Source organism: Cupriavidus necator A5-1, from assembly GCF_000744095.1.
GTDB classification, from domain to species: domain Bacteria; phylum Pseudomonadota; class Gammaproteobacteria; order Burkholderiales; family Burkholderiaceae; genus Cupriavidus; species Cupriavidus necator_A.
The window spans coordinates 54,157-74,985 of record NZ_JQLI01000003.1; the positions used below are offsets into that span (position 1 = coordinate 54,157).

16 protein-coding genes are annotated in these 20,829 nt (G+C 66.5%); 13 read left to right on the forward strand and 3 right to left on the reverse strand.

All coding sequences use genetic code 11. The features are described 5' to 3' along the window. Positions 1-45: 45 nt before the first annotated feature. A complete protein-coding gene (gene msrP, locus K307_RS21265; protein WP_042882554.1) occupies positions 46-1,050 on the forward strand; it encodes a protein-methionine-sulfoxide reductase catalytic subunit MsrP in 1,005 nt (334 codons plus the stop codon). A gap of 14 nt (positions 1,051-1,064) precedes the next feature. Next, positions 1,065-1,760 (forward strand): protein-methionine-sulfoxide reductase heme-binding subunit MsrQ, encoded by a 696-nt coding sequence (msrQ, locus tag K307_RS21270; protein WP_042882556.1) that lies wholly within the window; start codon positions 1,065-1,067, stop codon positions 1,758-1,760. A gap of 18 nt (positions 1,761-1,778) precedes the next feature. Here the strand turns inward: msrQ and lysA are convergent, their stop codons facing one another. Both lysA and K307_RS21280 read right to left on the reverse strand, forming a co-directional pair. Further along, on the reverse strand, positions 1,779-3,038 hold the full coding sequence (gene lysA / locus K307_RS21275) for a diaminopimelate decarboxylase (RefSeq protein ID WP_042882558.1): 1,260 nt from the start codon (positions 3,036-3,038) through the stop codon (positions 1,779-1,781). A 2-nt stretch (positions 3,039-3,040) separates the two neighbouring features. Continuing rightward, positions 3,041-3,268, reverse strand: a complete 228-nt coding sequence (locus K307_RS21280) for a hypothetical protein (protein ID WP_042882560.1) — start codon at positions 3,266-3,268, stop codon at positions 3,041-3,043. A 159-nt stretch (positions 3,269-3,427) separates the two neighbouring features. Between K307_RS21280 and cyaY the strand changes: the two genes are divergently transcribed. Then, positions 3,428-3,763 carry an iron donor protein CyaY gene (gene cyaY / locus K307_RS21285; protein WP_042882562.1) on the forward strand — a complete coding sequence of 112 codons (336 nt, stop codon included), beginning with the start codon at positions 3,428-3,430 and terminating at the stop codon, positions 3,761-3,763. 62 nt (positions 3,764-3,825) lie between these two features. On the opposite strand, the gene K307_RS21290 is transcribed toward cyaY, so the two are convergent. Beyond that, on the reverse strand, positions 3,826-6,201 hold the full coding sequence (locus K307_RS21290) for a penicillin-binding protein 1A (protein WP_080745150.1): 2,376 nt from the start codon (positions 6,199-6,201) through the stop codon (positions 3,826-3,828). Between the two features lie 379 nt (positions 6,202-6,580). Between K307_RS21290 and pilM the strand changes: the two genes are divergently transcribed. From pilM to K307_RS21340, 10 genes are all read left to right on the forward strand, one after another. After that, the gene (gene pilM / locus K307_RS21295) at positions 6,581-7,651 is read left to right on the forward strand and encodes a type IV pilus assembly protein PilM (RefSeq protein ID WP_196251605.1); all 1,071 of its coding nucleotides are present in this window, start codon (positions 6,581-6,583) and stop codon (positions 7,649-7,651) included. Positions 7,652-7,669: 18 nt separating this feature from the next. After that, positions 7,670-8,344: a PilN domain-containing protein gene (locus K307_RS21300; protein ID WP_042882567.1), complete on the forward strand. Its 675-nt coding sequence runs from the start codon at positions 7,670-7,672 to the stop codon at positions 8,342-8,344. A 2-nt stretch (positions 8,345-8,346) separates the two neighbouring features. After that, entirely contained in the window at positions 8,347-9,018 is a 672-nt protein-coding gene (locus K307_RS21305) for a type 4a pilus biogenesis protein PilO (RefSeq protein WP_042882569.1), read from the forward strand. Next, positions 9,015-9,566 (forward strand): pilus assembly protein PilP, encoded by a 552-nt coding sequence (locus K307_RS21310; protein ID WP_042882571.1) that lies wholly within the window; start codon positions 9,015-9,017, stop codon positions 9,564-9,566. The genes K307_RS21305 and K307_RS21310 overlap by 4 nt, the downstream gene beginning before the upstream one ends. Beyond that, positions 9,563-11,689 (forward strand): type IV pilus secretin PilQ, encoded by a 2,127-nt coding sequence (gene pilQ, locus K307_RS21315; protein ID WP_042882573.1) that lies wholly within the window; start codon positions 9,563-9,565, stop codon positions 11,687-11,689. The genes K307_RS21310 and pilQ overlap by 4 nt, the downstream gene beginning before the upstream one ends. A 369-nt stretch (positions 11,690-12,058) precedes the next feature. Continuing rightward, on the forward strand, positions 12,059-12,619 hold the full coding sequence (locus K307_RS21320; RefSeq protein ID WP_042882575.1) for a shikimate kinase: 561 nt from the start codon (positions 12,059-12,061) through the stop codon (positions 12,617-12,619). Further along, on the forward strand, positions 12,616-13,722 hold the full coding sequence (aroB, locus tag K307_RS21325) for a 3-dehydroquinate synthase (protein ID WP_042882577.1): 1,107 nt from the start codon (positions 12,616-12,618) through the stop codon (positions 13,720-13,722). The genes K307_RS21320 and aroB overlap by 4 nt, the downstream gene beginning before the upstream one ends. A gap of 48 nt (positions 13,723-13,770) precedes the next feature. Continuing rightward, positions 13,771-14,907 carry a deoxyguanosinetriphosphate triphosphohydrolase gene (locus tag K307_RS21330; protein ID WP_042882579.1) on the forward strand — a complete coding sequence of 379 codons (1,137 nt, stop codon included), beginning with the start codon at positions 13,771-13,773 and terminating at the stop codon, positions 14,905-14,907. Positions 14,908-14,984: 77 nt separating this feature from the next. After that, entirely contained in the window at positions 14,985-15,710 is a 726-nt protein-coding gene (locus K307_RS21335) for a transposase (protein ID WP_042882581.1), read from the forward strand. A 274-nt stretch (positions 15,711-15,984) separates the two neighbouring features. Further along, positions 15,985-20,790 carry a glutamate synthase subunit alpha gene (locus K307_RS21340; RefSeq protein ID WP_042882583.1) on the forward strand — a complete coding sequence of 1,602 codons (4,806 nt, stop codon included), beginning with the start codon at positions 15,985-15,987 and terminating at the stop codon, positions 20,788-20,790. Positions 20,791-20,829: the final 39 nt, after the last annotated feature.

Below are 20,829 nucleotides of genomic sequence, written 5' to 3' on the forward strand. Positions count from 1 at the left end.
AGCCAGCGCATGGTGCGCGCGCCCGTATGCGCAACGAGGCACAACATGCTGATTCCGTCCCCCAAGTGGCTGCGTGGTGAAGATATCGCCGCCAGCGAGATCACGCCCCGCGATGTCTTTGCCTCGCGCCGCCGCCTGCTTGGCCTGGCCGCGGCCGGCGCGGCGGGCTCGGCGCTGGCGCCCTGGCTGATGCGCGAAGCGCACGCGCAGGTCGGACACCACGGCCCCAAGCTGCCCGCCACCGCCAACAACACCTACGTCATCACGGAAAAGCGCACGCCCTTCGAGGACGTGACCACCTACAACAACTTCTACGAGTTCGGCACCGACAAGTCCGACCCGGCGCGCAACGCCGGCACGCTGCGCCCGCGCCCGTGGCAGGTCTCGGTGGAAGGGCTGGTGAAGAAGCCCAAGGTCTATGACCTGGACGAGCTGGTGAAGCTCGCCGCACTGGAAGAGCGCGTCTATCGCCTGCGTTGCGTGGAGGGCTGGTCGATGGTGATCCCGTGGACCGGCTATCCGCTGGCCGAGCTGATCCGGCGCGTCGAGCCGCTGCCCGGTGCCAAGTATGTGCAGTTCATCACGCTGGCCGACAAGAAGCAGATGCCCGGCGTCAGCAGCGGCGTACTCGACTGGCCCTACAGCGAGGGCCTGCGCATGGACGAGGCCATGCACCCGCTGGCGCTGCTGACCTTCGGCCTGTACGGCGAGGTGCTGCCCAACCAGAACGGCGCGCCGGTGCGCATGGTGGTGCCGTGGAAGTACGGCTTCAAGAGCGCCAAGTCGATCGTGAAGATCCGCTTTGTCGACAAGCAGCCGCCGACCAGCTGGAACCTGGCCGCGCCGCAGGAATATGGCTTCTACTCGAACGTGAACCCGGACGTGGACCACCCGCGCTGGAGCCAGGCTACCGAGCGCCGCATCGGCGAGGACCGCGGCAGCGGCTTTGGCGCGCTGTTTGCGCCCAAGCGCAAGACCCTGCCGTTCAACGGCTACGGCCAGCAGGTCGCCTCGCTGTACCAGGGCATGGACCTGAAGAAGTTCTTCTGAGGCAAGGCAACGGCATGGCTCTTCCCTCCACAGGCGCGGCCGCTGCGGCCACACGCAAACCGGGCGGCCTCCCACGCCTGGCCGCGCTCACGCCGCAGCGCGTGCGTGCGGTCAAGATCGCGGTCTGGCTGCTGGCGCTGCTGCCGTTCGTGCGGCTGCTGTACCTGGGCACCACCGAGCAGTACGGAGCCAACCCGCTCGAGTTCGTCACCCGCTCGACCGGCACCTGGACGCTAGTGATGCTGTGCCTGACGCTGACGATCACGCCGTTGCGCCGGCTCACGGGCTGGAACTGGCTGATCAAGCTGCGGCGCATGCTTGGGCTGTTCGCGTTCTTCTATGGGCTGCAGCACTTCCTGCTGTGGATCGGCGTGGACCGCGGCTTTGACCTGGCCTACATGATCAAGGACGTGTACAAGCGGCCGTTCATCACGGTCGGGTTCACGGCCTTCACGCTGATGATACCGCTGGCGCTGACCTCGACCAACGGCATGGTCAGGCGCCTGGGCGGCAAGCGCTGGCAGGCGCTGCACCGGCTGGTCTATGCGATCGCGGTGCTGGCGATCCTGCACTACTGGTGGCACAAGGCGGGCAAGAACGATTTCAGTGAAGTATCGATCTATGCCGCCGTGGTGTTTGCCTTGCTGGGGATGCGGGTGTGGTGGCGGCTGCGCAAGCCGGCCAGCGGGGCGCGGCAGCCCGCCGCGTAGGTGCGCTGCGCCAAGGGATCAGTCCTGCAGCAGGCGCTCGTCGCGGAACAGGTCCTCGACCAGCTCGCGCTCGCGCACCAGGTGCACGTTGGCACAGTCCACCATCACTTCGGCGGCGCGCGGACGGGTGTTGTAGTTCGAGCTCATGGTAAAGCCGTAGGCGCCGGCCGACATCACCGCCAGCAGGTCGCCCGGCTCCAGCGCCAGCGCGCGGTCGCGGCCGAGCCAGTCGCCTGACTCGCACACCGGGCCGACGATGTCGTAGGTCACCGGCTGCGCGTCGCGCAGCGCCACCGGCTCGATGCGGTGATAGGCCTCGTACATGGCCGGACGCGCCAGGTCGTTCATGGCGGCATCGACGATGCAGAAATTCTTGGCCGCGCCGGGCTTCAGGAATTCCACCTGCGTCAGCAGCACGCCAGCGTTGCCCACCAGCGAGCGGCCCGGCTCGAACAGCACCTCGCGGTGGCCATGGCCGCGCGCGGCCACGCGCTCCAGCAGCGTGGTGGCAAAGCCGGTGATGTCCGGCGGGGTTTCATCGGTATAGGTGATGCCCAGGCCGCCACCCACGTCGATGTGCTCCAGGCGGATGCCTTCGCGCTCAAGCGCCTCGACCACGTCCAGCACCTTGTCCAGCGCTTCCAGGTAGGGCTCGACCTCAGTGATCTGAGAGCCGATATGGCAGTCGATGCCGGTCACTTCCAGGTGCGGCAGCGCGGCCGCGGCGCGGTAGGTCGGCAGCACGTCCTCGAAGGCGATGCCGAACTTGTTGCCCTTCAGGCCGGTGGAGATATACGGATGGGTCTTGGCGTCGACGTCCGGGTTGACGCGCAGCGATACGCGCGCGCGCTTGCCCACGCGGCCGGCCACTTCGTTCAGGCGGTCCAGCTCGGGGATTGACTCCACATTAAAGCAGCGCACGTCGTGCGACAGTGCCAGTTCCATCTCCGCCGCGCTCTTGCCCACGCCGGAGAACACCACCTTGCGCGCGTCGCCGCCGGCGGCCAGCACGCGCTTGAGTTCGCCGCCCGAGACAATGTCGAAGCCCGCGCCCAGCTTGGCGAACACCTGCAGCACGGCCAGGTTGGAGTTCGCCTTCATGGCGTACTGCACCTGCGCGTTGCGGCCCTTGCAAGCGGCGGCGTAGGCCTGGTAGGCGGCGGTCAGCGCGGCACGCGAATACACGTAGGTGGGCGTACCGAATTCAGCGGCGATACGCGCCAGCGGCACCTGCTCGACGGCAAGCGCGCCGTCCTGGCGATGGAAAAAAGCGGTCATGGTTATCGGGTGGTGGGGGCGGCGGGGGACGATGCGGGCTGCGCGGCAGGCGTGGCCGGTGCAGCCGGCATGGCGTCGGCACGGCCCAGGCCAGGATCGGGCGCGGTCGGCGGGGTCGGTTCGGGCGGCACCTTGGGGTAGGTCAGCGGCCCGCGGATGCCGCATCCGCCCAGCAGGGGCATCGCAAGGGTGGCGGCAAACGCCGATACAATCGCAACACGACGCAGCATCGGGTCGTCCTTTAGGCTGTTGGCAAGGCGTTGGAGCCCGACGCGTAGCGGCCGAGGCATCCGAAGAATTCTCTACAAGTACTTCTCAACAAAAAACGCCGTTCGCGCCACGTACGCCCGGTCCGGGCAGCGGCGGCAACGGCGGTCTCGGAGTTTAGCATGCCCCCCTTGAGCGAAAGCGAGTTCCTGGCCCTGGCGACGCAGGCACTGGACCGCATCGAAGCCGCGGTCGAGGCCGCTGCCGATGCGGCCGATGCCGATATCGAAATCAGCCGCACCGGCAACGTGATGGAGCTGGAGTTCGAGAACGGCACCAAGATCATCATCAACAGCCAGGCGCCGATGCAGGAGCTGTGGGTGGCGGCGCGCGCCGGCGGCTTCCACTTCCGCCGCGACGGCGAGCGCTGGGTCGATACGCGCAATGGTGGCGAGCTCTATGCGGCGCTGTCGGGCTACCTGAGCGAGCAGGCAGGTACGCCCCTCAAGCTGGGCTGAACCGCAGCGCGGGCAAAAAAAAGCCGGCCACGTGGCCGGCTTTCTGCTGTCTGGCGCAGTCATCACGCCCCGCCAAACATCTCCAGTATCTTCCGCTTCTCCTGCTCCGTATCGGCCTGCGGGGTGGTCGACTCCTCCGGCTTGCCCGGCCACGGATCGCCCAGGCCCACCGAAGCCACCCCGGCGCCGCCGGCGTTCTCCTCGAAGGTCCAGTCGCCGCCCACCATCAGCACGCCTTCCGGCGCCGGCCGCTCGGGCGATTCCGGCACGCCCTTGAGCGCCTTGCTCATGTAGCCGACCCAGATCGGCAGCGCCAGGCCGCCACCGGTCTCGCGCACGCCCAGGCTCTTGGGCTGGTCGTAGCCCATCCAGGCAATCGCCACCAGGTTGGGCGTATAGCCGGCGAACCAGGCATCGACCGCGTCGTTGGTGGTACCGGTCTTGCCGGCCAGGTCGTTGCGGCCCAGCCGCTGCTTGGCATTGTTGGCGGTACCGTAGCGCACCACGTCGCGCAGCATGGTGTCGGCGATAAACGCGGTGCGTGCGTCCAGCACGCGCACCGCGTCGCTGCCGGCGCGCTGCGGATGGGTTTCGGAGATCACGTTGCCGCGCGCGTCCACGACCTTCTGGATCAGGTAGGGGTTGACGCGGTAGCCGCCGTTGGCGAACACCGAGTACGCGCCCGCCATCTGCAGCGGCGTCACGGCGCCCGAGCCCAGCGCCATTGGCAGGTAGGCGGGATGCTTGTCGGCCTCGAAGCCGAAGCGCGTGATGTAGTCCTGCGCGTACTGCGTGCCGATCGCGCGCAGGATCCGCACCGAGACCAGGTTCTTGGACTTGGCCAGCGCGCGGCGCATGGTCATCGGGCCTTCGAAGCGGCCGTCATAGTTCTTCGGCTCCCACACCTGGCCGCCGGTATCGGGGCCGATCGTCAGCGGTGCGTCGTTGATCACCGTGGCCGGCGAGAACCCCTTTTCCAGCGCGGCCGAGTAGATGAACGGCTTGAAGCTGGAACCCGGCTGGCGCCAGGCCTGCGTCACGTGGTTGAACTTGTTGCGGTTGAAGTCGAAGCCGCCCACCATCGAACGGATTTCGCCGTCCTGCGGGTTGATCGACACGAACGCGGCGGACACTTCCGGCAGCTGCGTGACCGACCAGTTGCCTTTCTCGTCCTGGGTCACGCGGATGATCGCGCCCGGGCGCATCTTCATCTTCGGCTGCGCGTTGGCCGACAGCGACGGCGAGATAAAGCGCAGGGCCGCGCCTTCGATGGTCGCCACTTCGCCGGACAGCAGCGTCGCCTTCACTTGCTTGGCCGACACGCTGGTGACCACGGCCGAGCGCAGGTCGCCGCTGCCGGGATGCTCGACCAGCGCGTCATCGATGGCCTGCTCACGCTCGGCCGGGTCGGACGGCAGGTCGATAAAGGCCTCGGGGCCGCGGTAGCCGTGCTTGCGCTCGTAGTTCATGATGCCGCTGCGCACGGACTCGTAGGCGGCGTCCTGGTCGGGCTTGGTCAGCGTGGTGTAGACCGTCAGGCCGCGCGTGTAGGTCTCTTCACGGTACTGCGCGTACATCAGCTGGCGCACGATTTCCGCGACGTACTCGGCGTGGGTGGAGAACTCGTTGCCCTCGGTGCGCACCTTCAGCTCTGAGCGCACGGCCTCGTCGTACTGCTCGGGCGTGATGTAGCGCAGGTCGCGCATGCGCTGCAGGATGTACTCCTGGCGCACCTTGGCGCGGCGCGGGTTGACCACCGGGTTGTACGCCGACGGCGCCTTGGGCAGGCCGGCCAGCATGGCGGCCTCGGCCGGCGTCACGTCGCGCACCGACTTGCCGAAGTACACGCGCGCGGCGCTGTCGAAGCCGTAGGCGCGCTGCCCCAGGTAGATCTGGTTCATGTACAGCTCGAGGATCTGGTCCTTGTTCAGGTTGGCCTCGATCTTGTACGCCAGCAGCATCTCGTAGATCTTGCGGGTGTAGGTCTTCTCGCTGGACAGGAAGAAGTTGCGCGCCACCTGCATGGTGATGGTGGAGGCACCCTGCGACAGCCCGCCGCGCAGGTTGGCCAGCCCGGCGCGCATCACGCCGACGAAGTCGACGCCGCCGTGTTCATAGAAGCGGTCGTCCTCGATCGCCAGGACCGCCTTTTTCATCACGTCCGGGATCTCGGCGATGGGCACGAAGTTGCGCCGCTCCTCGCCGAATTCCCCGATCAGCACGTTGTCCGCGGTGTAGATGCGCAGCGGGATCTTGGGCCGGTAGTCGGTGATGGTGTCCAGCGACGGCAGGTTGGGCGCGGCCACCAGCAGCGCATAGCCAAGTAGCAGCGCGATGACGACGGCACCGGCGGCCACCAGTCCGACCGCCCAGAACATGAGCCGCGCCCAGATCGAACGGTGGGCAGGGTGGGACGGCTTGTGTTGTGCGGTGGCCATAAGGGAAATACCTAGTCAGGGGTGCCCGCGATTATATCTTCCGGGATCGGGCCATCCGGGCACCCAGTGCCCCGGGCGCCGCTATCGCGCTGTTACAAGATGTAATATGGCGGATGCCGGCTAGCAAGCCGAAGTTGCCTGCAACAGGCGGCTGCGGAAGGGAACCCGACGACCGTGGGGTTTTGGCAACGGAATGGCACGAGGCTTCTGAAAAAGAAGTCGCGGTCAGTTCGGCACATTGCCACCGGTGCCAGATTTTGTGAGAATCGGCCAACATAAAAGAGCAAAGGTTTCATTCAAGAAACACGGCTCGCCCGATTAGAGCGTTCACGCCAGGGGCGAGTTCAAATGTCAGGGGGTCACCTTGCGACGGGGCATTTTGTCGGGGCTTCTGCGTCGGACTACGGTCGGCGTAGATATCGGGTCGTCCAGTGTCAAGGTAGTCGAGCTGTCCGTAGGGGGCAGCAGGCAGGACTATCGGCTGGAAAAATGCGCCAGCGAACTGCTGGACCGCAACGCCGTTGCCGATGGCAACGTCATCAATATCGAGGCAGTCGGGATCGCGCTTAAGCGCGCGCTTGGCAAGGCCGGCATCCGTTCGAAAGACGTGGTGCTGGGCGTGCCATCCATGCTGACCGAATCGCAGACGGTCAGCCTGCCGGACAACCTCTCCGAAGACGAGCTGTATTCCCAGGTCGAATCCGAGGCGCACCGGCTCTATCCGCCGTCGCAGGCGGTCAACTTCGACTTTGCCGTGATCGGGCCCAGCGAAACCGAGGGTGGCATCGGCGTGCGCGTCACCGCGGCCAACAGCGATCGCGTGCAGGAACGCGTGACCGCGGCGGAGATGGCCGGGCTCAAGCCCCAGGTAATGGACGTCGAGGAATACGCAGTGCAGCGCTCGATCGTGCAGATGCTGGGCGTGCCGCAGGAAATGTCCGAGGCCGACGCCCGCGCACTGCCGGTGGTGGCGGTGGTCCACCTCGGCGGCAGCCGCTCCAAGGCGATCTTCTACCAGGGCTGGAAAGAGCTGTACGAACAGCCGCTGAACAGCTACGGCGACCAGCTCACGCAGAGCGCCGCGCGCATGTTCACGCTGGACGCGCTCAAGGCCGAGATCAAGAAACGCAAGAACACGCTGCCTGAAGCCTGGCGCGCGCAACTGCTCAAGCCGTCGCTGGACGCGCTGGCGATGGAAGTGCAGGCCGCGATCGGCAACTTCATCTCCAGCTCCAGCCTGGGGCGGGTCGACGAGATCCTGCTGTCGGGCGGCCATGCCTCGCTGCTCGGCGTGCAGGCGGCGATCCAGCAGCAGACCAAGATCACCACCACGCTGGCGAACCCTTTCGCCAACATGGCGACCAACGCCAAGGTCAACGAGCGCTACCTGCAGCGTGACCTGCCGGCGTATATCGTCAGTGCAGGCCTCGCATTGCGCGGCCTGCAATAACGCACCGGAGGCATTCGAATGTCTACGAACACGCTGCCTTCGGTCAACCTGCTGCCCTACCACGAAGCCCGCAAGGCGGCTCGCCGCAAGAAGGTCTATTCGATGCTGGGCGCCGTCGCGGCCGGCGGCGCGGCGGTGGTGCTGCTGGGCGGGCTCTATATCGACGGGCGCATCGATTCCGTGGTTGCGCTGAACCAGGTGCTGAGCGCCGAGAACGCCAAGCTGGACGGGCAGATCCGCGAGGTCAACAGCCTCAAGAAGGATATCGACGCGCTCCTGCAACGGCAGAAGGCGGTGGAAAGCCTGCAGACCGAGCGCAACCGCCCGGTGCAGCTGCTCGAGGAACTGGTGCGGCAGGTGCCGGAAGGCGTCTACCTGACCAGCCTCAAGCAGACCGGTGAGTCCTTCACCATCGCGGGCGTGGCGCAGTCCAACGAGCGCATTTCCGAACTGCTGCGCAACCTGAGCGGCGTGGCCTGGCTGGACAAGGCCGAGCTGGTCGAGTCCAAGGCGGTCACCATGACCAACAACCTGCGCGAGCAGCGCCGCCTGTTCGACTTCTCGATGCGCTTCGCCTACCGCGCGCCGGAGACGCCGCAGGGAGCGGACGGCAAGAAGGCCGCGCCGGCAGGCTCCGCACCAGCTGTACCGACACCCGCATCCGCAGCAGCCCCCGCAGCCGGAAAGGCCTGACCATGGCGCTCAATACCGAAATCAACCTGGCTGACCTCACCAGCCAGTTCCGCGGGCTCAACCTGAACGAGCCGGAAACCTGGCCGGCCGCGCCGCGCGTGCTGTTCGCGGTGATGGCCGCGGCGCTGGTGCTGCTGCTGGGCTGGCAGTTCTACTGGAGCGCCAAGTTCGACGAACTCGACCGCCAGCGCCAGGAGCAGGAAAGCCTCAAGCAGGCCTACCAGTCCAAGGTGACGCAGGTGGCCAACCTCGACGCGCTGCGCGAGCAGAAGAAGCAGGTGGAGCAGCGCGTGGCGCTGCTCGAGCGCCAGCTCCCCAACAAGACCGAAATGGACGCGCTGCTGGCTGACGTCAACCACGCCGGCGTTGCGCGCGGCCTGCAGTTCGAGCTGTTCAAGCCGCAGGCGGCGGTGATCAAGCCTTACTTTGCCGAGATCCCGGTGAACCTGCGCGTGACCGGCCGCTACCACGAGGTGGCGCAGTTCAATGCCGACGTGGCCGCGCTGTCGCGCATCGTGTCGATGCAGAACCTGCAACTGGCCAATACCAAGGACGGCGGGCTGTCGATGGAGGCGGTGGCGATGGCCTACCGCGCGCTCGATCCGGAAGAGCAGGCCGCGCAGCGCAAAGCCGCCGCGGCTGCCGCCGCCGCCAAGCAGGGAGGTGCCAAATGAGCCGCACCGTCCGTACCCGTAGCCTGGCATGGGCCGCAGCGCCGCGCACGGTCGCGGTGGCAGCGCTCGCGGTCGGCCTGCTGGGCGCCTGCGGCGCCAGCGACGAGAACGCGCTGCGCCAGTGGATGGACGCCACCCGCAACGCCCGCGCCAAGCCGCCCGAGCCGCTGCCGGAGGCCCGGCCCTACGTGCCGCGCGAGTACGCCGTGGCCAATGCGCCCGAGCCGTTCGCGCAGGCCAAGATCGGCGAGCTGAACAAGACGCTGCCGGATTCGCCCGAGGCCGGGCGGCGCCGCGAGCCGCTGGAAGACTACCCGCTCGAGAACTTCAAGATGCTCGGGATGATGAAGAAGAACGGGGAAACCTTCGGCATCGTCAGGGTTGATAACAAGATCCACCACATCAAGGTGGGTCAGTATCTCGGCCAGAGCTATGGCCGGGTGGTCCGCATCACCGATCAGGAGATCGTGTTGCGTGAATTGGTCCGGGAGGGGGTATCAGAGTGGAAAGAGAAAATGACCAGCCTGAAGCTGGAGGTGGCGGCATGACCCTCGCGCGCTGGTACCGTGCGCTCGCGGGCGCCTTAATCACGACGCTGGTGCTGGCCGCTCCGGCCGCGCTGGCACAAAGCAACCGGGTCAAGTCGGTGGACGCCAGCGTGGTCGGCGAGCAGACCGTCTTGACGATCGAGCTCGAACGGCCGCCGGCGCAGAAGCCGGTGGACTTCACCACGCAGAACCCGGCACGGCTGGCGATCGATTTCTTCGATACCGGCTTTGCCAACCGGCGCGCGCAGTATGACTACGGCGGCAAGCTGGTCAAGACCGCCAACGTAGTGCAGATCGGCGACCGCACCCGCGTGATCGTCGACCTCACGCGCACCGCCACCTATCGCACCGAGGTGCGCGGCAATTACTTCGTGGTGGCGCTGGATAACGTGGCGCCCGCGGTCAAGAGCGCTGCGCCCACGTTCGCGCCGGCAGCGACGGTGACGCCGGTGGCCGCGGCGGCGCGGCCGTCGGTGCGCAATATCGACTTCCGCCGCGGTGCCGACGGTGCCGGGCGCGTGGTGGTGGACCTGTCATCGCGCGACTCGGGCATCAATATCGCGCAACAGGGCAAGCACGTGGTGGTCGACTTCCTCGGCACCACGCTGCCCGACAACCTGCGCCGTCGCTACGACGTCAGCGACTTCGGCACGCCGGTGCAGAGCCTGCGCGCCAACGACGCCAACGGCAACGCGCGCCTGACCATCGAGCCGAGCGGCAACTGGGAGTACAGCTCGTACCAGACCGACACGCAGTTCGTGGTCGAAGTGCGCCCGGTCAAGGAAGACCCGACCAAGCTGATCAGCGGCCCGGGCTACCGCGGCGAGCGCCTGTCGCTGAACTTCCAGAACATCGACATCCGCTCGCTGCTGCAGGTGTTTGCCGATTTCACCAACCTGAACATCATCACCAGCGAAAGCGTGCAGGGCAACCTGACGCTGCGCCTGAAGGACGTGCCGTGGGACCAGGCGCTGCAGATCGTGATGGATGCCAAGGGGCTGGCGTCGCGCCGCAACGGCAATGTGCTGTGGGTGGCGCCCAAGGCCGAGCTGCAGACCAAGGAGAAGCTCGAGCTGGAGTCGCAGCAGCAGATCAATGACCTCGAGCCGATCCGCAGCCAGGTGTTCCAGCTCAACTACCAGCGCGCCGAGGACGTGCGCCGGATGCTGCTGGGCATGAGCGCCGGCGCTGGCGCCGGCGGCGGTGCCGTGCCCGCGGTCGGTACGGCGGGCGCGGCGGGTGCAAGCGCGCGCATGCTGTCCAAGCGCGGTTCGCTGACGGCCGATGCGCGTACCAACCAGCTGTTCGTGTCGGATATCGCCAGCAAGCTGGAAGAGGTGCAGAGCTTTATCGGCAAGATCGATATCCCGGTGCGGCAGGTGATCATCGAGGCGCGCATCGTCGAGGCCACCGACTCTTTCAGCCGCAACCTGGGTGTGAAGCTGGGCTTTGCCGGGCAATACAACAACGCCCGCGTCGGCAACACGTACAACAACGTGCTGCCCGGTGCGACCTCCGACAATGGCCCGTTCCTGAGCCTGCCGGCCGGTGCCATCAACGGCACCAACCCGGCCAATATCGCGGTCAGCCTGTTCAACAGCGCCGCCACCAAGTTCCTGGCACTGGAGTTGTCGGCGCTGGAAGCGGATGGCAAGGGCAAGATCATCTCCAGCCCGCGCGTGGTCACGGCAAACAACATCAAGGCGCTGATCGAGCAGGGTACCGAGCTGCCGTACCAGGCGGCGACCTCCAGCGGTGCCACCTCGGTGCAGTTCCGCAAGGCCAACCTGAAGCTGGAAGTGACGCCGCAGATCACGCCCGAAGGCAATGTGCTGCTGGACGTGGACGTGAACAAGGACAGCGTGGGCATCCAGACCACCTCGGGCTTTGCCATCGACACCAAGCACGTGCAGACCCAGGTGCTGGTGGAGAACGGCGGCACGGTGGTGATCGGCGGCATCTACACCCAGACCGAGTCCAACGACACCGACAAGGTGCCGCTGCTGGGCGATATCCCGGTGCTGGGCTACCTGTTCAAGAACAACGCCAAGGTGCGCAACCGCACCGAGCTGCTGGTGTTCCTGACGCCGCGCATCCTGAACGACAGCGTGTCGCTGAGGTAGGCGGAAGCCGGCGCCGGCCCGCGCATCGGGCCGGATACAGTAGACTGACAGGCCGCATCGACCGATGCGGCCATTTTTTTGCGCACCGCGGCCGTCCGGGCGAGGAGACGGTCCAGGGAGGACGGGGCGGATACCGGCATGTGGCCCATGCTGCACCGCCACTTGCCGGGCGCGCCACAACATAAGAAGATGATGCAGTTCCCAACCGGGGAGGACGGCCCGCATGCCGCGCTCCCGAACGACAGTCCAGTGACAGCCTCAGCGACAGGGCCGGCGGCACAGCGCCCCGCTCCGGATCGACCCGACCGCGATCGATCGGAATCCGATCGACCGGAATCCGATCGACCAAACCTCTTTTTCGTCGGCCTGATGGGCGCCGGCAAGACCACCGTGGGCCGCACGGTGGCGCGGCGCCTGCACTATCCGTTCTTCGATTCCGATCACGAACTCGAGGCACACTGCGGCGTGCGCATCCCGGTGATCTTCGAACACGAGGGCGAAGCGGGCTTCCGCGATCGCGAGGCCGCCATGATCCGCGAGCTGGCCGCGCGCCAGGGCATCGTGCTGGCTACCGGCGGCGGTGCCGTGCTGCGCGCCGAGAACCGCGAGGTGCTCAAGGCCCGCGGCACGGTCGTCTACCTGCGCGCGAGCCCGCACGACCTGTGGCTGCGCACCCGCCACGACCGCAACCGCCCGCTGCTGCAGACCGAGGATCCCAAGGGCAAGCTCGAGGCGCTGTACGCCGAGCGCGACCCGCTTTACCGCGAAGTGGCGGACTTCATCATCGAAACCGGCAAGCCCTCGGTGGCGCAGCTTGCTAATATGGTGTTGATGCAACTTGAAATGGCCGGTTTCCCGATCGATCCCCCGCAGCCGGCCGCCGAGCAGTCCGGCCAGTCCGGGCAGCCGGCGCAGGACCCCAATCCATGATTACGCTTGAAGTTGACCTGGGAGCGCGCAGCTACCCCATCCATATCGGCACTGGCCTGCTCGACAACGCCGAGCTGCTGCGCCCGCACGTGCGCGGGCAACACGCCGTCATCGTCACCAATGAAACCGTGGGGCCGCTGTACGCGGCGCGCGTGCAAGCCGGCCTGAAGGCGCTCGGCAAGACCGTGCGCACCGTAACGCTGCCCGACGGCGAAGCCTTCAAGCACTGGGAAACGCTGAATCTGATCTTCGACGCGCTGCTGCAGGCCGGCGCCGACCGCAAGACCACGCTGGTCGCGCTGGGCGGCGGCGTGGTGGGCGACATGACCGGGTTTGCCGCCGCCTGCTACATGCGCGGCGTGCCTTTTATCCAGATGCCGACCACGCTGTTGGCACAGGTGGATTCGTCGGTGGGCGGCAAGACTGGCATCAACCACCCGCTCGGCAAGAACATGATCGGGGCGTTCCACCAGCCCAACGCGGTGATCGCCGACATCGACACGCTGCGCACCCTGCCCCCGCGCGAGCTGGCCGCCGGCATGGCCGAGGTCATCAAGCACGGCGCCATCGCCGATGCGGAGTACTTCGGCTGGATCGAGCGCAATATCAAGGCGCTGAACGACTGCGACCCCGAGCTGATGGCGGTGGCCGTGCAGCGCTCGTGCGAGATCAAGGCCGGCGTGGTGGCGCAGGACGAGCGCGAGGGCGGGCTGCGTGCCATCCTCAATTTCGGCCACACCTTCGGCCACGCGATCGAGGCGGGCATGGGCTACGGCGCATGGCTGCACGGCGAGGCGGTGGGCTGCGGCATGGTGATGGCCGCCGACCTGTCGCATCGGCTCGGGTTTATCGATATCGAGACGCTGGCGCGCATCCGCACGCTGACCCAGGCCGCCATGCTGCCCGTGGTGGCGCCGGAACTGGGCACCGATCGCTATATCGAACTGATGAAGGTCGACAAGAAGGCCGAGGCCGGCAGCGTCAAGTTCATCCTGCTGAAGAAGCTCGGCGAGGCGTTCATCACCACCGTGCCCGATGCCGACCTGCGTGCCACGCTGCAGCACGCCGTTCTTAAACCTCCCACCGAGGCCACGGTCGCGTGATCGATCGGTTATGCCTCGCAACCCTGACCCAGCTCACCGGATTGCCGCATGACCGACTTTGAAAGCCATCTCGCCCCGTACGCCGCCCGCTCCGCGCAGACGCGCGGCCGGGTGCATGCCGAACCCGCGTCGCTGTCGCGCAGTGAATTCCAGCGCGACCGCGACCGGGTGATCCACAGCACGGCGTTCCGGCGGCTCGAGTACAAGACCCAGGTCTTCGTCAACCACGAGGGAGACCTGTTCCGCACCCGCCTGACCCATAGCCTGGAGGTGGCGCAGATCGCCCGTTCGATCGCGCGCAACCTGCGGCTCAACGAAGACCTGGTCGAGGCCATCTCGTTGGCGCACGACCTGGGACACACCCCCTTCGGCCACGCCGGGCAGGATGCGCTCAACACCTGCATGAAAAACTACGGCGGCTTCGAGCACAACCTGCAGAGCCTGCTGGTGGTGGACGAGCTGGAAGAGCGCTACGGCGGCTTCAACGGGCTGAACCTGACCTTCGAGACGCGCGAGGGCATCCTCAAGCATTGCTCGCGCGTCAATGCCGCGGCGCTGGGCGAGCTGGGCCGGCGCTTCCTGGAAGGCACACAGCCGTCGCTCGAGGCACAGCTGGCCAACCTGGCCGACGAGATCGCCTACAACAACCACGATATTGACGACGGCCTGCGTTCCGGCCTGCTGACGCTGGAACAGCTCGACGAAGTGCCGATGTGGGAGCGCCACCGTGCCGAGGTGGCCGATGCCTTCCCCGGCATCAACGGCCGCCGCGCCATCAACGAGACGGTCCGGCGCATGATCAACACGCTGATCGTCGACCTGATCGAGACCACCAGCAGCAATATTGCCGCAGCCAACCCGCGCAATATTGACGCGGTGCGAGCCGCCGGCCCGCTGGTCGGCTTCAGCCCGCAGATCCACGAGGAAGCCGCGGCGCTCAAGCGCTTCCTGTTCCGGCACCTGTACCGGCATTACCTGGTGATGCGCATGTCGGCCAAGGCGCAGCGCATCGTCGGCGACCTGTTCCAGGCCTTCATGTCCGATCCGCGCCTGCTGCCGCCGCAGTACCAGGCCGGTCACGGCGCCGACCAGCCGCGGCTGATCGCGCATTACATCGCCGGCATGACCGACCGCTACGCGATCCGCGAGCATCGCCGCATCTTTGCCGTGAGCGAGGGCGACTGACCGGCGCCAGGCGCGCCTGCGCATAATTGGGGACGGATCAGGCTATCATGCGGGCTTCGATGCTCGCATGACCTGTCATGGCCCGCCTTCCCCGTTTCTCTCCCGCCGGTTTCCCCGCCCTGGTGTTGCAACGTGGCAACAATCGCCAGGACGTCTTCCTGGGTCCCGACGACTACCTGCACTACCTAGACTGCCTGCGCATGGCGGCGCGCGAGCATGACCTCGCGGTCCACGCCTACACGCTGCGGCCCAACCACGTGCACCTGGTGGCCACGCCAAAGGGGCCGGATTCACTGAGCCTGACCATGCAGGCGGTCGGCCGTCGCTACGCGCGCTATTTCAACCGCGTGGCCAACCGCACCGGAACGCTGTGGGAAGGGCGCTTCCGCTCGGCGGTGTTCGACGCGGCCCAGTGGATGCTCCCGGCTATGCTTTACGTCGAAGCCAACGCGCTGCGCGCCGGCGAGGTGAGCACGCCGGAGGCCGACCGCTGGAGCAGCTACCGCCACCACGCCGGCATCGAGGCCAGCCCGTTTGTAAGCGACCACTCTGCTTACTGGGACCTGGGCAACACGCCGTTCGAGCGCCAGTCCAACTACCGTTCGCTGACCGCGGAAGGCCTGTCGACCAAAACGCTGGCCACGCTGCGCAGCCACGCACACAGCGGCTGGCCCCTCGGCGACGAAACGTTCCTGGCGCAACTCGAACGCCATGCGACCCGGCGCGTCCAGCCGCTTCCGAAAGGACGCCCCAAGAAGGTGCAGGCACCCCCAGGGGACGTGGCCGAGCCGACGCAAAAGTGATGTGTCCCCATTTAAATCGATCACCGAAACGGTGCGTTAGTTAATGTGTTCTGACCCTATTTAAAAATTTTGCGAGCCGAATAGGATTCCCATATAGTTGCTCCACCCACAGTCATTGTGCGGCGCGTCACGCTCGTGTACGCCGCTGCGGCCCGCAGACAGCTTCGTCCCCGATTCCCACCCGCCGACTCCGGCCGGCTGGTTATTTAGAAAGCGCGCGGTCCCCGTTCCGGTACGCCCAGTCGTTCGCGCAGCCTTCACCGGAATTCAGCCCGTGGACCAAACGAAAAACCTCTCGGCCCAAGCGCAGACCAGCGAGCAAACCAGCGAGTCTTCCTCCGCCATCGCCTTGCGCCCGCAGGCCCAGGGCCTGTATGACCCGAGCAACGAGCACGACGCCTGCGGCGTCGGCATGGTCGCGCATATCAAGGGCAAGAAGTCCCACGAGATCATCTCCCAGGGCCTGAAGATCCTGGAAAACCTGGACCACCGGGGTGCCGTCGGCGCGGACGCGCTGATGGGCGACGGTGCCGGTATCCTGATCCAGATCCCCGACCAGTTCTACCGCGAGGAAATGGCCGCGCAGGGCGTGAGCCTGCCGCCCGCCGGCGAATACGGCGTGGGCATGATCTTCCTGCCCAAGGAACACGCCTCGCGCCTGGCCTGCGAACAGGAACTGGAGCGCACCGTCCGCCTGGAAGGCCAGGTCGTGCTGGGTTGGCGCGACGTGCCGGTCGACTGCAACATGCCGATGTCGCCGACGGTGCGCAAGACCGAGCCGGTGATCCGCCAGATCTTCATCGGTCGCGGCCGCGACATCATGACCACGGATGCGCTGGAACGTAAGCTCTACGTCATCCGCAAGACCGCCAGCCATGCCATCCAGGCGCTCAAGCTCAAGCACGGCAAGGAATATTTCGTGCCGTCGATGTCGGCCCGTACCGTGGTGTACAAGGGCCTGCTGCTGGCCAACCAGGTCGGCGAGTACTACCTGGACCTGCAGGACCCGCGCGCCGTCTCGGCCCTGGCCCTGGTGCACCAGCGCTTCTCGACCAACACCTTCCCGGCCTGGGAACTGGCCCACCCGTACCGCTTGGTCGCCCACAACGGCGAAATCAACACGGTCAAGGGCAACGTCAACTGGATCAACGCACGTACCGGCGCGATCTCGTCGCCGGTGCTGGGCGACGACCTGCCCAAGCTGTGGCCGCTGATCTACCCGGGCCAGTCCGACACGGCATCGTTCGACAACTGCCTCGAACTGCTGACGATGGCCGGCTACCCGCTCGTCCACGCGATGATGATGATGATCCCGGAAGCCTGGGAACAGCACACGCTGATGGACGACAACCGTCGCGCCTTCTACGAGTACCACGCCGCCATGATGGAGCCGTGGGACGGCCCGGCCGCGATCTGCTTCACCGATGGCCGCCAGATCGGCGCCACGCTGGACCGCAACGGCCTGCGCCCGGCACGTTTCTACGTGACCGAGGACGACGTCGTGGTGCTGGCGTCGGAAGCCGGCGTGCTGCCGTTCCCCGAGTCGCGCATCGTTGAGAAGTGGCGCCTGCAGCCGGGCAAGATGTTCCTGATCGACATGGAACAGGGCCGCATCATCGAGGACAAGGAACTCAAGGACAACCTGGCGAACGCCAAGCCGTACAAGAGCTGGATCGACGCCGTCCGCATCAAGCTGGACGAGATCGACGCCAAGCCGGAAGACGTCGCCGCCGAGAAGAAGCCCGTGGCCAAGCTGCTGGACCGCCAGCAGGCCTACGGCTACACCCAGGAAGACGTCAAGTTCCTGATGGCGCCAATGGCACTGGCCGGCGAAGAAGCCACCGGCTCGATGGGCAACGACTCGCCGCTGGCGATCCTGTCGTCCAAGAACAAGACGCTGTACCACTACTTCAAGCAGCTGTTCGCCCAGGTCACCAACCCGCCGATCGACCCGATCCGCGAGAACATGGTGATGTCGCTGGTGTCGTTCATCGGCCCGAAGCCGAACCTGCTCGAGCTGAACAACATCAACCCGCCGATGCGCCTCGAAGTGTCCCAGCCGGTGCTGGACTTCAAGGACATCGCCAAGATCCGCAATATCGAGCACTACACCGGCGGCAAGTTCCGTTCGTACGAACTGAACATCTGCTACCCGACCGCGTGGGGCAAGGAAGGCATCGAAGCGCGCCTGGCCTCGCTGTGCGCCGAAGCCGTGGATGCGGTGCGTTCTGGCTACAACATCCTGATCGTGTCGGACCGCCGCGTGGATACCGACCATGTCGCGATCCCCGCGCTGCTGGCCACGTCCGCCATCCACCACCACCTGGTGGAGAAGGGCCTGCGCACGTCCACCGGCCTGGTGGTCGAGACCGGCACCGCGCGTGAAGTGCATCACTTCGCGCTGCTGGCCGGCTACGGCGCCGAAGCCGTGCACCCATACCTGGCGATGGAAACCCTGGCTGACATGGCCAGCGGCCTGTCGGGCGACCTGTCGCCCGAGAAGGCGGTGAAGAACTTCGTCAAGGCGATCGGCAAGGGCCTGTTCAAGGTGATGTCCAAGATGGGCATCTCCACCTACATGTCGTACACCGGCGCGCAGATCTTCGAAGCCATCGGCCTGTCGCGCGAGCTGGTGCAGAAGTACTTCCACGGCACGCCGTCGAACGTCGAGGGCATCGGCATCTTCGAGGTCGCCGAGGAAGCGCTGCGCCTGCACAAGGACGCCTTCGGCAACAGCCCGGTGCTGGAGAATATGCTCGACGCCGGCGGCGAGTACGCCTTCCGTATCCGCGGTGAAGAGCATATGTGGACCCCGGACTCGATCGCCAAGCTGCAGCACTCGGTGCGCGCTGACGACGGCAAGGGCGCCTACCAGACGTACAAGGAATACGCCAACATCATCAACGACCAGAGCAAGCGCCACATGACGCTGCGCGGCCTGTTCGAGTTCAAGGTCGATCCGGCCAGGGCGATTCCGCTGGAAGAAGTCGAGCCCGCCAAGGAGATCGTGCGGCGCTTCGCCACCGGCGCGATGTCGCTCGGCTCGATCTCGACCGAAGCCCACACCACGCTGGCGCTGGCGATGAACCGCATCGGCGGCAAGTCCAACACCGGCGAAGGCGGCGAGGACGAGAAGCGCTACCGCAACGAGCTGCGCGGCATCCCCATCAAGCAGGGCGATACCCTCAAGGGCCTGCTGGGCGACGGCGTAATCGAGAAGGACCTGGAGCTGCGTGAAGGCGATTCGCTGCGCTCCAAGATCAAGCAGGTGGCGTCGGGCCGTTTCGGCGTGACCGCCGAGTACCTGGCGTCGGCCGACCAGATCCAGATCAAGATGGCGCAGGGCGCCAAGCCCGGCGAGGGCGGCCAGCTGCCCGGCCACAAGGTCTCGGACTACATCGGCAAGCTGCGTTACTCGGTGCCGGGCGTGGGCCTGATCTCGCCGCCCCCGCACCATGACATCTACTCGATCGAGGATCTGGCACAGCTGATCCACGACCTGAAGAACGTCAACCCGTCGTCGGATATCTCGGTCAAGCTGGTGTCTGAAGTCGGCGTCGGCACCGTGGCAGCGGGCGTGTCCAAGGCCAAGGCCGACCACGTCGTGATCGCCGGCCATGACGGCGGCACCGGCGCCTCGCCGTGGTCGTCGATCAAGCACGCCGGCACGCCGTGGGAGCTGGGCCTGGCCGAAACGCAACAGACGCTGCTGCTCAATGGCCTGCGCAACCGCATCCGCGTGCAGGCCGACGGCCAGATGAAGACCGGCCGCGACGTCGTCATCGGCGCGCTGCTGGGCGCCGACGAGTTCGGCTTCGCCACCGCGCCGCTGGTTGCGGAAGGCTGCATCATGATGCGCAAGTGCCACCTGAACACCTGCCCGGTGGGGGTGGCCACGCAGGATCCGCAGCTGCGCAAGAAGTTCCAGGGCAAGCCGGAACACGTGGTCAACTTCTTCTTCTTTGTGGCAGAAGAAGCCCGCGAGATCATGGCGCAGCTGGGCATCCGCAAGTTCGACGAGCTGATCGGCCGCGCCGACCTGCTCGACACCAAGCCGGGCGTCGAGCACTGGAAGGCGCGCGGCCTGGACTTCAGCCGCATCTTCCACCAGGTGTCGCTGGGCGCGGACGTGCCGCTGTACCACACCGACGTGCAGGACCACGGACTGTCGCCGGAAGCCGGCAAGGCGCTGGACCACGTGCTGATCGCCAAGGCCCGTCCGGCGATCGAGAAGGGCGAGCGCGTCTCGTTCATCCAGCCGGTCAAGAACGTCAACCGTACGGTGGGCGCGATGCTGTCCGGCGTGGTCGCCAAGCAGTACGGCCACGAAGGGCTGCCCGACGACACCATCCACATCCAGCTGCAAGGCACCGCCGGCCAGTCGTTCGGCGCGTTCCTGGCGCACGGCATCACGCTGGACCTGGTGGGCGACGGCAACGACTACGTCGGCAAGGGCCTGTCGGGCGGCCGCGTGATCGTGCGCGCCCCGCACGAGTTCCGCGGCGACCCGACCCGCAACATCATCGTCGGCAACACTGTGCTGTACGGCGCCATCGCCGGTGAAGCGTTCTTCAACGGCGTGGCCGGCGAGCGCTTCGCGGTGCGCAATTCGGGTGCGGTAGCAGTGGTGGAAGGCACCGGCGACCACGGTTGCGAATACATGACCGGCGGCACGGTGGTGGTGCTGGGCGGCACCGGACGCAACTTCGCGGCCGGCATGTCGGGCGGCGTGGCCTACGTCTACGACGAGGACGGCCTGTTCGACAAGCGCTGCAACACCTCGATGGTGGCGCTGGAAGCGGTGCTGGCCTCGGCCGACCAGCAGAAGGGCCAGCCCGAGGCTTCGTGGCACAAGGTCGACGGCAAGCGCCAGCTGGATGAAGTCATCCTGCGCAACCTGATCGAGCAGCACTTCCGCTACACCGGTTCCGAGCGCGCCAAGGCGCTGCTGGCCGACTGGACCACGGCACGCCGCAAGTTCGTCAAGGTCTTCCCGACCGAGTACAAGCGCGCGCTGGGCGAGATGTACGCCAAGGAACAGGCCGCCCGCGACAGCGACCGCGAAGCCATCGCGGCCTGAGCGCAGCACCGACGCAGCGACGGTCCGCGGCAGCCGCCG

Bases quoted from the DNA above. Each gene is read 5' to 3' on its own strand.
- msrP (WP_042882554.1), top strand. From the start codon at position 46: ATGCTGATTCCGTCCCCCAAGTGGCTGCGTGGTGAAGATATCGCCGCC.
- msrQ (WP_042882556.1), top strand. From the start codon at position 1,065: ATGGCTCTTCCCTCCACAGGCGCGGCCGCTGCGGCCACACGCAAACCG.
- lysA (WP_042882558.1), bottom strand. From the start codon at position 3,038: ATGACCGCTTTTTTCCATCGCCAGGACGGCGCGCTTGCCGTCGAGCAG.
- K307_RS21280 (WP_042882560.1), bottom strand. From the start codon at position 3,268: ATGCTGCGTCGTGTTGCGATTGTATCGGCGTTTGCCGCCACCCTTGCG.
- cyaY (WP_042882562.1), top strand. From the start codon at position 3,428: ATGCCCCCCTTGAGCGAAAGCGAGTTCCTGGCCCTGGCGACGCAGGCA.
- K307_RS21290 (WP_080745150.1), bottom strand. From the start codon at position 6,201: ATGGCCACCGCACAACACAAGCCGTCCCACCCTGCCCACCGTTCGATC.
- K307_RS21300 (WP_042882567.1), top strand. From the start codon at position 7,670: ATGTCTACGAACACGCTGCCTTCGGTCAACCTGCTGCCCTACCACGAA.
- K307_RS21305 (WP_042882569.1), top strand. From the start codon at position 8,347: ATGGCGCTCAATACCGAAATCAACCTGGCTGACCTCACCAGCCAGTTC.
- K307_RS21310 (WP_042882571.1), top strand. From the start codon at position 9,015: ATGAGCCGCACCGTCCGTACCCGTAGCCTGGCATGGGCCGCAGCGCCG.
- pilQ (WP_042882573.1), top strand. From the start codon at position 9,563: ATGACCCTCGCGCGCTGGTACCGTGCGCTCGCGGGCGCCTTAATCACG.
- K307_RS21320 (WP_042882575.1), top strand. From the start codon at position 12,059: ATGGGCGCCGGCAAGACCACCGTGGGCCGCACGGTGGCGCGGCGCCTG.
- aroB (WP_042882577.1), top strand. From the start codon at position 12,616: ATGATTACGCTTGAAGTTGACCTGGGAGCGCGCAGCTACCCCATCCAT.
- K307_RS21330 (WP_042882579.1), top strand. From the start codon at position 13,771: ATGACCGACTTTGAAAGCCATCTCGCCCCGTACGCCGCCCGCTCCGCG.
- K307_RS21335 (WP_042882581.1), top strand. From the start codon at position 14,985: ATGGCCCGCCTTCCCCGTTTCTCTCCCGCCGGTTTCCCCGCCCTGGTG.